At 72.5% G+C, this 12,145-nt stretch carries 13 protein-coding genes and 2 tRNA genes; 13 read left to right on the top strand and 2 right to left on the bottom strand.

Annotation, left to right across the window (positions count from 1 at the left end; genetic code table 11):
- Window positions 1-6: 6 nt before the first annotated feature.
- The 5 genes from proB (at window position 7) to ACTVZO_RS15065 (ending at window position 5,116) form a co-directional block, all read left to right on the top strand.
- Window positions 7-1,134 (top strand): glutamate 5-kinase, encoded by a 1,128-nt coding sequence (gene proB / locus ACTVZO_RS15085; RefSeq protein WP_443298875.1) that lies wholly within the window; start codon window positions 7-9, stop codon window positions 1,132-1,134.
- 84 nt (window positions 1,135-1,218) lie between these two features.
- On the top strand, window positions 1,219-1,638 hold the full coding sequence (locus tag ACTVZO_RS15080) for a hypothetical protein (protein ID WP_443303180.1): 420 nt from the start codon (window positions 1,219-1,221) through the stop codon (window positions 1,636-1,638).
- 289 nt (window positions 1,639-1,927) lie between these two features.
- A complete protein-coding gene (locus ACTVZO_RS15075; RefSeq protein WP_443298874.1) occupies window positions 1,928-3,211 on the top strand; it encodes a glutamate-5-semialdehyde dehydrogenase in 1,284 nt (427 codons plus the stop codon).
- A gap of 77 nt (window positions 3,212-3,288) precedes the next feature.
- On the top strand, window positions 3,289-3,855 hold the full coding sequence (locus tag ACTVZO_RS15070) for an SCO2584 family spore wall biosynthesis protein (RefSeq protein ID WP_443298873.1): 567 nt from the start codon (window positions 3,289-3,291) through the stop codon (window positions 3,853-3,855).
- A gap of 70 nt (window positions 3,856-3,925) precedes the next feature.
- Window positions 3,926-5,116, top strand: coding sequence for an SCO2583 family membrane protein (locus tag ACTVZO_RS15065; RefSeq protein WP_443298872.1), 1,191 nt, complete (start codon window positions 3,926-3,928; stop codon window positions 5,114-5,116).
- Here ACTVZO_RS15065 and ACTVZO_RS15060 read toward each other — a convergent pair.
- Window positions 5,100-6,227: a M48 family metallopeptidase gene (locus tag ACTVZO_RS15060; RefSeq protein WP_443298871.1), complete on the bottom strand. Its 1,128-nt coding sequence runs from the start codon at window positions 6,225-6,227 to the stop codon at window positions 5,100-5,102. The two genes, ACTVZO_RS15065 and ACTVZO_RS15060, sit on opposite strands and share 17 nt — an antisense overlap.
- Before the next feature lie 140 nt (window positions 6,228-6,367).
- On the opposite strand from ACTVZO_RS15060, the gene ACTVZO_RS15055 reads away from it, so the two are divergent.
- From ACTVZO_RS15055 to ACTVZO_RS15020, 8 genes are all read left to right on the top strand, one after another.
- Complete coding sequence (locus ACTVZO_RS15055; protein ID WP_443298870.1) at window positions 6,368-6,535, top strand: hypothetical protein; 168 nt, start codon at window positions 6,368-6,370, stop codon at window positions 6,533-6,535.
- Window positions 6,536-6,586: 51 nt separating this feature from the next.
- A complete protein-coding gene (nadD, locus tag ACTVZO_RS15050) occupies window positions 6,587-7,204 on the top strand; it encodes a nicotinate-nucleotide adenylyltransferase (RefSeq protein ID WP_384225117.1) in 618 nt (205 codons plus the stop codon).
- A 23-nt stretch (window positions 7,205-7,227) separates the two neighbouring features.
- Window positions 7,228-8,937, top strand: coding sequence for an LCP family protein (locus ACTVZO_RS15045; protein ID WP_443298869.1), 1,710 nt, complete (start codon window positions 7,228-7,230; stop codon window positions 8,935-8,937).
- A 130-nt stretch (window positions 8,938-9,067) separates the two neighbouring features.
- A complete protein-coding gene (gene rsfS, locus ACTVZO_RS15040) occupies window positions 9,068-9,514 on the top strand; it encodes a ribosome silencing factor (protein WP_030008628.1) in 447 nt (148 codons plus the stop codon).
- Window positions 9,511-10,167 (top strand): histidine phosphatase family protein, encoded by a 657-nt coding sequence (locus ACTVZO_RS15035; protein ID WP_443303179.1) that lies wholly within the window; start codon window positions 9,511-9,513, stop codon window positions 10,165-10,167. Before rsfS ends, ACTVZO_RS15035 begins: the two co-directional genes overlap by 4 nt.
- A gap of 123 nt (window positions 10,168-10,290) precedes the next feature.
- Window positions 10,291-10,363: transfer RNA gene (locus tag ACTVZO_RS15030), tRNA-Ala, on the top strand.
- A gap of 144 nt (window positions 10,364-10,507) precedes the next feature.
- Window positions 10,508-10,741: a hypothetical protein gene (locus ACTVZO_RS15025; RefSeq protein WP_007264019.1), complete on the top strand. Its 234-nt coding sequence runs from the start codon at window positions 10,508-10,510 to the stop codon at window positions 10,739-10,741.
- Between the two features lie 130 nt (window positions 10,742-10,871).
- Window positions 10,872-10,944, top strand: a tRNA-Ala gene (locus tag ACTVZO_RS15020).
- 78 nt (window positions 10,945-11,022) lie between these two features.
- Here ACTVZO_RS15020 and ACTVZO_RS15015 read toward each other — a convergent pair.
- Window positions 11,023-12,018, bottom strand: coding sequence for a LuxR family transcriptional regulator (locus ACTVZO_RS15015; protein ID WP_443298868.1), 996 nt, complete (start codon window positions 12,016-12,018; stop codon window positions 11,023-11,025).
- Window positions 12,019-12,145: the final 127 nt, after the last annotated feature.

The raw sequence follows: 12,145 nt of genomic DNA, 5'->3' as shown, positions 1-12,145 counted from the left end.
ACAGACGTGTCAGCGGCTAGGCAAGGTGTCGTGGACGCCCGCAGGATCGTGGTCAAGGTCGGCTCCTCCTCCCTGACCACCGCGGCCGGGGGACTCGACGCCGACCGGGTGGACGCGCTGGTCGACGTCCTGGCCAAGGCGCGCAGCGGCGGGGAGAAGGAGATCGTCCTGGTCTCCAGCGGAGCCATCGCCGCCGGACTCTCCCCGCTCGGGCTGCGCCGCCGCCCCAAGGACCTGGCCCGCCAGCAGGCCGCCGCCAGCGTCGGGCAGGGGCTGCTCGTCGCCCGGTACACCGCCTCCTTCGCCCGGTACGGCGTCCGCGTCGGCCAGGTGCTGCTCACCACCGACGACACCAGCCGGCGGGCCCACTACCGCAACGCCTACCGGACCCTGGACCAGCTGCTGGCGATGGGCGCGCTGCCCGTCGTCAACGAGAACGACACCGTCGCCACGGACGAGATCCGGTTCGGCGACAACGACCGGCTCGCGGCCCTGGTCGCCCACCTGGTCCGGGCCGACCTGCTGGTGCTGCTGTCCGATGTGGACGGCCTCTACGACGGCGACCCGGCCCGGCCCGGCACCACCCGCATCGACGAGGTCCGCGGCCCCGAGGACATCGCGCACGTCTCCATCGGCAGCGCGGGCAAGGCGGGCGTGGGCACCGGCGGCATGGCCACCAAGGTCGAGGCGGCCCGGATCGCGGCCGCCGCCGGCATCCCGGTGGTACTGACCTCCGCGAGCCAGGCCGCCGACGCGCTGGCCGGACGCGTCACGGGCACGCACTTCCACGCCACGGGCCGCCGCTCGGCGGACCGGCTGCTCTGGCTCCAGCACGCGTCCACGCCCCAGGGGCACCTGGTCCTCGACGAGGGCGCGGTGCGGGCCGTCACCGAGCGCGGCAGCTCGCTGCTGCCCGCCGGGATCGCGGCGGTCGAAGGCGACTTCGTCGCCGGGGACCCCGTGGAACTGCGCTCCGCCGACGGCCGCGCCGTGGCCCGGGGCCTGGTCAACTTCGACGCCAAGGAGCTCCCGCAGCTCCTCGGCCGCTCCACCCGAGAGCTCGCACGGGAACTCGGACCCGCGTACGAGCGGGAGGTCGTCCACCGGGACGATCTGGTCCTGCTCGAGGACTGAGGTTCGGCAAAACCGCCGCGCGGCGAGCCGTGGGCTGGTCAACTGTGAAGGGCGGGCGACACGCGTGGCAGAGACAGGAGGCGGCTGGTGAGACGAGCGCTGACCAGTGTCGGTCCGGGGGACGGTGACGGCGGCGGCGGTGGCGGGGACCAGCAGGACCACGACTCGCGTCTCTGGCACGTGACCCTGAGCGTCTCCGGCAAGCCGGCCCCGCTGTCGGACGTCCGGCGCGGACTGGAACAACTGGCCCACGACCATCCCTTCCTGCTGACCAGCCGCTACGCCGACGACCACGCCGAGATCCGGTACTGGGAGGAGGCCCGCGACCTCCACGACGCGGCGGCCGTCGCCCTGCGGCTCTGGGGCGAGCACCGCTCGTCGGCGCAGCTCCCGCCCTGGGAGATCGTCGGCCTGGAGGTCATCGACCGCGCCACCTACCACCAGCGCGTGGCCGAGGGCTACGGCCCGCCCCCGGCCCACCCGGTGGGCGTGCACCCGTACTGACACTCCGGGCCTGACCGAGGGAGACCCGGGGCGCCGCCCCGGACCCTTGAGCCGTGCCCGCGGCCGGGGTACGGGTTCGGGGTCCGGGGCGGGAGCCCACGCCGCTGAGCCGTGCCCGCGGCCGGGGTACGGGTTCGGGGTCCGGGGCGGGAGCCCACGCCGCTGAGCCGTGCCCGCGGCCGGGGCGCTGGTCAGGGCACCGGGCGGCAGCCCCGGTCTTTGAGCCAGGTGCGTCTCGGGGGCTGGAAACCCCATCGGCCGGGGCCCGGCCGGGGATTACCCTGGCGGCATGACCTCGCTCGATGCCGCCACCGCTCCCTCGCCCGTCCTCGCCACCGCGCAGCGGTCCCGCACCGCGGCCGCCGCCATCGCCCCGCTCCCGCGCTCCGCCAAGGACGCGGCCCTGCTGGCGATCGCCGACGCGCTGGAGGCCCGTACGGCCGAGATCATCGCGGCCAACGCCGTCGACACCGACAAGGCCCGCGCCGCCGGCACCAGCGAGACCGTCATCGACCGCCTCACCCTGACTCCGGAGCGGATCGCGGCCATCGCCTCCGACGTACGGGACGTCGCCGCCCTCCCCGACCCGGTCGGAGAGGTCGTCCGCGGCAGCACCCTGCCCAACGGCATCGACCTCCGGCAGATCCGCGTCCCCCTCGGCGTCGTCGGCATCATCTACGAAGCCCGTCCCAACGTCACCGTCGACGCCGCCGCCCTCTGCCTCAAGTCCGGCAACGCCGTCCTCCTCCGCGGCAGCTCCTCCGCGTACGCCTCCAACACCGCGCTCGTCGCCATCCTGCGCGACGCCGTCGCCGCCGCCGGGCTCCCCGCCGACTCGGTCCAGCTCGTCCCCGGCGAGTCCCGCGACTCCGTCCGCGAGCTGATGCGCGCCCGCGGTCTCGTCGACGTGCTCATCCCGCGCGGCGGCGCCTCCCTCATCAAGACCGTGGTCGAGGAGTCCACCGTCCCGGTCATCGAGACCGGTACCGGCAACTGCCACGTCTACGTCGACGCGCAGGCCGACCTCGACATGGCCGTGGAGATCCTCGTCAACTCCAAGGCCAGCCGGCCCTCCGTCTGCAACTCCGCCGAGACCCTCCTCGTCCACCGCGACATCGCCGACGCCTTCCTCCCGCGCGCCCTCGACGCCCTCGCCGACGCGGGCGTCACCGTCCACGGCGACGCCCGGGTCCTGGCCGCCGCCGCGGACACCAAGGTCACCGCGCTGCCCGCCACCGACGAGGACTGGGCCGCCGAGTACCTGTCCTACGACATCGCCGCCGGGGTCGTGGACTCCCTGGACGAGGCCGTCGCCCACATCCGCCGCTGGACCTCCGGCCACACCGAGGCGATCGTCACCACCTCGCAGGCCGCCGCGCGCCGCTTCACCCAGCTGGTCGACTCGACCACGGTTGCCGTGAATGCCTCCACCCGGTTCACGGACGGTGGCCAGTTCGGCTTCGGCGCCGAGATCGGCATCTCCACGCAGAAGCTGCACGCCAGGGGGCCGATGGGCCTTCCCGAGCTGACCTCCACCAAGTACATCGTCACCGGCGACGGTCACGTCAGGTAATCGGAGACCGAACACGGTGTGGCCGGATTTCGGCGCACACCCTGCCCAAAGCAGCCCCCCAGGTCTAGGCTGGTCCCGTGCCGGACGACGTGGGGGGCAAGTTCCCGGACGACGGGACCCCCGAAGACCATGCAGACGACCGCGGAGGCGCGGACAAGGACTTCGCCTCCGTGGTGTTCGACGAGGCCTTCGTCCGGAACGCCGCGATCCATGAACCGAGCGCCGCGGAGCGCCAGCGGGCGGCCGACCGGTCGCGCGCCGAGGCCGAAGCGGCCCGCGCCGTCGCCGGAGGCTGGACGGGCGACGACGACTACGACAGCTACGGATACGGCCACCCCGACGGGCACGGCCTCGACGACGGCTGGGACCACGACCGCGGCCACGGAGCCGCCGACGGCTCGTACGGACCGTACGGGGCCTACGGCGGCAGCCTGCGCCCCTACCGAGGCCGCTCACCCTGGCTGCGCCCCGTCGCCTGGGTGCTCGCCTTCGTGATGGGCCTCGGCATGGTCGCGCTCGCCTTCAGCGCCGTCTACCGCAGCGCCGCGGGTGAGGCGGAGCCCGCCCCGGCGCCCGCCAGCACCCCCCTGAGGGAAGTCACCGGCGTCGGCGCGTTTACGTACCCCTCCGACCGCCAACCCTGAAGGTACGACCCCACTCGCGCACACGTCGGAGCTGGGGGCTTCTCTGAAGCGGGGACAGCGGGGAGAAGCGATGGCCGTGCCAGGAGATCCACCCAACGGCACCCCCGAGGGCATCGGCGGGGGTGACGACGAATTCCGGTCGGAGGAGCTCCGCTCGGTGGTGTTCGACGAGGAGTTCGTCCGCGCTGCCCGGCTCCAGGAGTTCTCCGCGCAGGAGCGCATGGGCCTGCACGCCCGGGCCGTCCGCAGCCGCTCCATGTGGTCGACCGGCGCCTCCGGCCCCCGGACCAGCACCCCCGGCCGCGGCGCCCGCCAGGGCATGCTGCTCGTGCTGCTCATCGCCACGGCCTTCGCCTGCGCCGTCTACATGGGGCTGCGCAACCCCTACGTCCCGCCGCCCCGCGGCCCGGCCGAGCCGCTCAGCAGCACCGTCGTCCCGCTCGCACCCGCCGTGGCCGTGCCCGGCGGGCGGCCCGCCGACCTCTACGCGAACAGCCCCGCCGCCGAGTACCGCGTCGGCGCGGCCGGGATCACCCTGCCGGCCGTGCGCCGCACGCACCACTTCACCGACGCCCAGGTCGTCACCGCGCTGTCCATCGCCAAGGACTACCTGGTGCAGTCCTCGCTGGACCCCGACGTCCTGTCCGGCACCGCCTCCCGGCCGGTGCGGGTCCTGCTCGACCCCGACCAGCTGACCCAGTTCGACCGCAGCATCACCTCGCCCTCGGGCGACGGCAGGCACGCCGCCACCGGCTGGCTGGTCCGCTTCGACCCGGCCACCGCCGTCGTGGCCGACTCCCGGGTACGGGTCACCGGCACCCTCGCCTTCGCCGAGGTGAACCCGGACGTGCTGGAGGTGCTCACCGACCACACCTTCGTGTACGCCGTGCGCCCGGCCACCGGACCACCCACCGCGGTCGACGGCGCCTCACTGTTCACCGTCCGCCGCGAGCTCCGGCTGCGCTTCGACCGGGAGGACCTGGGCGCCCGGCGGGCGGAGCTGGCCTCGGCCTATGTGATGGCCGGGCCGCAGGCCTGCTCCAGCGACCCGGCCGACGCCTTCCGGCCGCTGCCCGCCGGGGCCGGACCGACCACGGTGGGCCCGGCCGCTAGCGATCCGTACGCCAGCGGCCATCCGCGGCGCACGGCCGGACTGTGCGGCGTGCTCGCCCCGCCGGCGACCGAGCCCGCGACCGAGCCCGCCACCGAGCCCACGACCCCGCAGGCGACCCCGGGCAGCCCGGTCAGCCCCGCTCCGTAGCCCCGCCCTTGCCCTCGGAGCCCTCTGAGCCCTCGGAGCCGCTGCCGGAGGCGTTGCCGGAGCCGGAGCCGGACGAGGAGGCCCCCGGACCCGCGCCGGTGAACTTGTCGCGGAGCTTGCCGCCCATGTCGGCCGCACCGCCCGCGATGTCGCCGACCAGCTTGAACAGCGGATCCTTGCTGGTGCGCACCGAGTCGGCGTAGTGCGCGGCGGACTGGCGGAAGGAGTCGGTCACCGAGGTGTCCTTGTCCTCCTCGCGCCGTGGGTAGTGGCCGTCCATGATGCGCTGGTAGTCGCGGTTCTCCGACCACTTCTTCAGCTCGGCCGCCCGGACCGTGGTGAAGGGGTGCGTCCGCGGCAGCATGTTCATGATCTTCAGGACGGAGTCGCGCAGATCGCCGCTCGACTCGTACTCCTCGGCCTGGGCCAGGAAGGCGTCCACGTTCATCTCGTGGATGTGGTTGCCGCCCGCGAGCTTCATCAGGCCGCGCATCGAGGCCTGGAGGTCCTGCCCCACCAGCAGCCCGGCCCGGTCCGCCGAGAGCTCCGACTTGCGGAACCACTCCCGCAGCGCGGTCACGATCGCCATGATCGCCACATTGCCCAGCGGGATCCACGCGACCTTCAGCGCCAGGTTCGTCAGGAACAGCAGGATCGTGCGGTAGACGGCGTGCCCGGACAGCGCGTGGCCCACCTCGTGGCCCACCACCGCCCGCATCTCCTCCTCGTCGAGCAGCTCGACCAGGCTCGTGGTCACCACGATGATCGGCTCGTCCAGCCCGATGCACATGGCGTTCGGCTTCGGGTCCTGCTGCACGTACATCTGCGGGACCTTCTCCAGGTCCAGGATGTAACAGGCGTCGCGGAGCATCTCGTACAGGTGCGGGAACTGCGTCTCGCCCACCCGCACCGAGTCCGACAGGAACAGCAGCCGCAGGCTCCGCTCCGGAAGCAGCCCGCTCAGCGCCTTGAACACCGTGTCGAAACCGCTCAGCTTGCGCAGCGCGACCAGCGCCGAACGGTCCGCCGGGTGCTCGTACGCCCGCGAGGAGATGCCGGGGAACCTCCTGCGGTCCCGCGCCGGCACCTTCTCGAACCCTGTCTGCGTCATTGCGCCCTCCCCTGGATCGACCTGCCTGGCCCTGCGTCTATCCTCCCCAACGCCTGAGTCGGCGTGAGCGTGCCCCAGGCCCCCGCATACGATGTGAGCGAAGTCTCCGCCCGCTCCCCGACTCGATAGGTACCTGCCTGATGAGCCTCTCCTCCACCGCCCACAACCTGGTCGTCCTCGCCTCGGAGGGGGCCGAGCAGCACGGCGGCAACCACGACAGCCTGAACCCCTACCTCACCGGCGGCGGCGCGCTCGTCATCCTGCTCCTCATGCTCTGGGTGACCACGCGCCTGAACCGCGACCGCTAGGTCCCCCCGACCTGGACCGCCGGGCCGTCCGGGCCAGTAGGCTCTGCGCTCATGGGAGAGCAGGAGACGCCTACCGGCCCGGTCAAGCGCCGGCTCGGGGTCATGGGCGGCACATTCGATCCGATCCACCACGGACACCTGGTGGCCGCCAGCGAGGTGGCCTCGCTGTTCCACCTCGACGAGGTGGTGTTCGTGCCGACCGGCCAGCCCTGGCAGAAGTCGCAGCGAGCCGTGTCGCCCGCCGAGGACCGTTACCTGATGACCGTCATCGCCACGGCCTCGAACCCGCAGTTCTCGGTGAGCCGCATCGACATCGACCGCGGCGGGCCGACGTACACGATCGACACCCTGCGGGACCTGAAGGCGCTGAACGACGACGCCGACCTGTTCTTCATCACCGGTGCCGACGCGCTCGCCCAGATCCTGACCTGGCGGAACGCCGAAGAGCTGTTCTCCCTCGCCCACTTCATCGGGGTCACCCGGCCCGGCCACGTCCTGACCGACGACGGACTGCCCGAGGGCGGCGTCTCCCTCGTCGAGGTGCCCGCGCTGGCCATCTCCTCCACGGACTGCCGCGCCCGGGTCGCCGAAGGGGACCCCGTCTGGTACCTGGTGCCCGACGGCGTGGTGCGCTACATCGACAAGCGTGAGCTGTACCGGGGAGCCTGAGCTTCCGGAGAGAGGGGCCCGCGGTGAACGACCGACAGGATCCGTACGACCCGTACGCCGGACACGAGCAGCAGCTCATCGGCTACGACGCGTACGGGCGGCCGGTGTACGGCCAGGCGCCCGCGCAGCCCGCCCAGCCCGTCCAGGACTACGCACAGCAGCAGTACGGCTACGACTACCAGGCGCAGGCCCCGTCCTACGGACAGCCGCAGCAGCCGCAGCAGTACTACGCCGAACCCGCGCAGGACTACGCGCAGCAGGCCCCGTCCTACGGGTACGACACGCAGCAGACCCAGCAGGCTCATCACGCCCAGCAGACCCAGCAGGCCCAGGCCCAGCAGTGGATCCCGCAGCAGACGGCCCCCGAGCCCCCCTACCAGCCGGAGCCGGAGCAGGAGCCCCGCTCCGAGCGGCAGCGGAGCGCGCAGGTCCCCGAGCCGCGCCGGGCCGACGCCGGGTCCGAGGCCGGGCGGGACTACCGCACCGAGATGTTCGCCTTCATCGACCAGCCGGACGAGGACTCCGAGGACGTCATCGACTGGCTCAAGTTCACCGAGAGCCGGACCGAGCGCCGTGAGGAGGCCCGCCGGCGCGGCCGCAACCGGGTGGTGGCGCTGATCGTCGTCCTCGCGCTGTTCGTCGTCGCCGGCCTCGGCTACCTCTGGTACGCGGGCAAGCTGCCCTTCCTCGACGGCCCCGGCAAGCGGGACAACGGCACGGCCGCCGCCACCGGACCGCAGAAGCGCGACATGATCGTCGTCCACGTGCACGACACCAAGAGGGGCGGCTCCTCCTCGGCGCTGCTCGTCGACAACGTCACCGCCAAGCAGGGCGCGACCGTCCTGCTGCCCGACACCCTCGGGGTGCCCGGCCCGGACGGCACCGCCACCGGCCTCGCCAAGGCCGTGGAGGGCGGTCTCGGCACCCGCGAGGCCCTCGACTCCGTGCTCGGCACGCAGATCGGCGGCACCTGGCGGCTGGACACCCCCTTCCTGGAGAACCTGGTCGAGCTGGTCGGCGGCATCGAGGTGGACACCGACACGGCCGTCCCCGCCGACGACGCCGCCAAGATGCCGGCCGTGGCCCAGGGCCAGAAGCAGAGCCTGAGCGGCCCGATGGCCGTCGCCTACGCCACCTACCAGGCGCAGGGCGAACCGGAGGCCAAGCAGCTGGAGCGCATGGGCAAGGTCCTGTACGCCGTCCTGCGCAAGGTCCCGAGCGACCCGAAGGCGGCCGCGGTGACGGTCGAGAGCATGGGCCAGATCCTCGACCCGGCCCTGAACGCGCAGACGCTCGGCGCCCTGCTGTCGCGGCTCGGCGCGCACGCCAAGGTGGGCGCGTACCGCACCGACGTCCTCGGGGTGAAGGCCGACGGGGCCCTGACGGAGGACGCCACCAAGAAGGTCGTCAAGGAGGTCCTCGGCGGCTCCGTCGCGGCGGGGCAGCCCGGTGCGGCCCCGCGCGTCGGCCTGAAGGACGCCACGGGCGACGAGAAGACGCAGGTCGCGGCGAAGGCGGCGCTGCTGAACGGCGGCTACGACTTCGTGGACGGCGGCAAGGCGGACAAGACCGCGGCCGCCTCGCAGATCACGTACCAGGACGACGCCCACAAGGACCGGGCGCTCGAGGTCGCCAAGACGCTGGGGCTGCCCGAGACGGCCGTGAAGAAGGGCGAGAACGCCGTGAACGCGGACGTCGTGGTGATCCTGGGCAAGGACTACAAGGCGTCCTGACCCGGGCTCCGGCGGCTCCGGCAGAGGCCTGACAGGGGTGCCCCGCCCGCGCGGAACCTTCCGCGCGGGCGGTGTCGGCGGTACATGAGACCCTTGTAAGGATCTGCCCGCCAACCCGAAAGCATGGCCAGTGACCGCCACGGACCGCTCCATCGAGCTCATCACCGCCGCCGCCCAGGCCGCGGCCGACCGGCTCGCGCACGACATCATCGCGTACGACGTCAGCGACGTGCTGTCGATCACCGACGCCTTCCTGCTCGCCTCGGCGCCCAACGACCGCCAGGTCAAGTCGATCGTCGACGAGATCGAGGAGCGCCTGCTCAAGGAACTCGGCGCCAAGCCGGTGCGCCGCGAGGGCGACCGCGACGCCCGCTGGATCCTGCTCGACTACGTCGACATCGTCGTCCACGTCCAGCACAGCGAGGAGCGGGTCTTCTACGCGCTGGAGCGCCTGTGGAAGGACTGCCCCGAGATCGAGCTCCCCGAGGACGCCAAGCTCACCATCGGCAAGGCCGAGGAGCACGCCAAGCTGCGCGAGGCGGCCGGTGACGACGAGCTGGACGGTGATCTGTTCTGAGCGCGACCACCGCGGGCAAGTCCGGCAGGAAGATCGTCCTCTGGCGGCACGGCCAGACCTCGTGGAACCTGGAGCGCCGCTTCCAGGGCTCCACGGACATCGAGCTGACCGAGGCCGGAGTGGCGCAGGCGCGCCGCTCCGCCCGGCTGCTCGCCTCGCTGCAGCCGGACGCCATCGTGGCCTCCGACCTGCGGCGCGCCTCGGCCACCGCCGCGGAGCTGGCCGCCGTCGCGGGGCTGCCCGTCACGCACGACGCGGCGCTGCGCGAGACGTACGCCGGTGAGTGGCAGGGCCTGACGCACGACGAGATCCTCGCGAAGTACGGCGAGCAGTACGCGGCGTGGAAGCGCGGCGAGGCGGTCCGCCGCGGCGGCGGTGAGCTGGAGACCGAGGTCGCCGACCGCGCCGCGCCGGTGGTGCTCGAGCACGCCGGCCGGCTGCCGGAGGGCGGCACGCTCGTCGTGGTCAGCCACGGCGGCACCATCCGTACGACGATCGGGCGCCTGCTGGGCCTGGAGCCGTACCACTGGGAGGGCCTGGGCGGGCTCTCCAACTGCTGCTGGTCCGTCCTCGGTGAGGGTGCGCGCGGCTGGCGCCTGCTGGAGCACAACGCCGGCACGCTGCCGGAACCGGTGCTCGGCGACGACGACTGAGCGGCTCCGTGCCGCTCCCCGCGGGGGCCTCCACCCGGATTTCACTTTCCGGCTGGTCACAGGCTAGAGTTCTTCTTGTTCGCAGCGCGGAACACCGGAGACGGGGGGAGCGCGGCGGAGAGCGGGGCTATAGCTCAGTTGGTAGAGCGCCTGCATGGCATGCAGGAGGTCAGGAGTTCAATTCTCCTTAGCTCCACAATCAGGATCCCGTCCCCAACAGGGGGCGGGATCCTTGCTTTTGTACCCTTTGCGATTGCTGACCTGGCGCGTACCGGCATGGCAGAATCGGACGGCCGGAGGGGGGAGACGACGGCCCGATGCGGGAGGGAGTCGCTGACGGATGGGTGCACACCGGCGGCGGTGCGACTGGTGCAACAACGGCACGCCGATCGTGCGGGACATGGAACCGGTCAACCCCGACTACCAGTACTGGTGCGAGGAATGTGCGCGGGCGCTGATCATAAAAGGCGACCCGATCGAGACGTACCGGGAGCTGGAGGGGGAGCCGATCTACGGCCGGCTGCTCGACGAGCACTGCACGCTCAAGAGGTTCTACCAGTTCGCAAGAGCGTGACGAGATAGGTCAAATCGGGCATGGCCTGCGGTCGACGGAAACCGATTTTTGGACCAGGGCCATGACCGTGTAATGTTTGGGACGTCGCCAAGGAGAGCCGGAAACGGAAGCCGGGCGGCAGGCAAGACAAGGGGCTATAGCTCAGTTGGTAGAGCGCCTGCATGGCATGCAGGAGGTCAGGAGTTCAATTCTCCTTAGCTCCACAGTGAAGAAGCGGGCCACCCGGATCGGGTGGCCCGCTTCTCGTTGTGCCGGTCCCGGCGGGCGGCTGGGCGGGCGGCTCAGATCCAGCCCAGCCGTGCCGCCTTCACCCCGAGCTCGAACCGGCTGGACGCCCCGGCGAGCGCCGAGAGCTCGGCCACCATCCGCCGCTGGGTCCGCACCGAGACCCCCAGCGCCCGGGCCACCACGGCGTCCGTGACCCCCTCCGCCAGCATCCGCAGCAGCTCCCGCTCCTGCGGGGACGGGGAGCCCGGTTCCGGGCCGGTGGCCTCCGCGACCGCCTGCAGGCTCTCGGAACTCTTCCAGTACGCGGTGAACAGCGCGTGCAGCGCCCGCACCACCGGCGCGCTGCGCACCAGCAGCGCCGTCGGCTGGCCCGCCTGCGCATCGCCGGGGAGGACGGCCTCCACGCCGTCCACGATGAGCAGCCGCATGGGCAGGGTGGGCGCCAGCCGGATCTCCCCGCCGTGCTCGCCCGCCCAGCGCAGGTAGGTGAGCGCCTGGCGGTCCTTGCCGATCGCGTGCAGGTAGATGCTGCGGAACCGGACGCCGCGCAGGATCGCCTGCTCGTTGAGCGGCCGCCCCGCCTCGATGGCCTCGGGGGTCAGTGAGCCCTCCGGCTGGAGCGAGAGCACCTCGCGGTCGCAGCGGCTGGCGAGGGTCTCCAGCCGGGTGCGGATCTCGTCCTTGCCGTGCAGGACCTCGGTCCCGCTCGCCGCGTCCGTCCGGCCGGCCGTCACGTACTCGGTGGCGAGCAGGGTCAGGGCGGCCCGGGTCTGGGCCACCCGTTCCTGGCGCAGGGCCAGTTCCTGCTGCTCGCGCTGGAGCATCATCTCCAGGCCCAGATCGGGGCTGACCGCGCGGACGTCGCTCGGGTCGTCCCAGGAGGGCCGCAGCAGCGCCAGCTCCACCAGCCGGTCGAGCGACTCCCGTACGCGCTGTTCGGAGATCGACAGCCGCTCGGCCAGCCGGTCCGGGCTCTGCTCGCGGTGCAGGAGCACGGCCCGGTAGACCGCGAGCACATCCGCGTCGAGAGCCGACTGCGTCTCCGTCATACCCGTCACCCTTCCGAGGGGGCGGCCCGCGTCCGGGGTGCTGTGCGGGCGGTCGGCGTAGCGTTCCACGGCGCCGGGCCGGGTGTCTTGGACGAACCCGACGCCGGTGGGCGGTTCGGACCTCGGG

The sequence above is a fragment of the Streptomyces sp. IBSNAI002 genome (assembly GCF_052244475.1).
Classification (GTDB): domain Bacteria; phylum Actinomycetota; class Actinomycetes; order Streptomycetales; family Streptomycetaceae; genus Streptomyces.
Note: the sequence above shows the minus strand (reverse complement) of the source record. Positions and strands in the feature narration are given on the sequence as shown.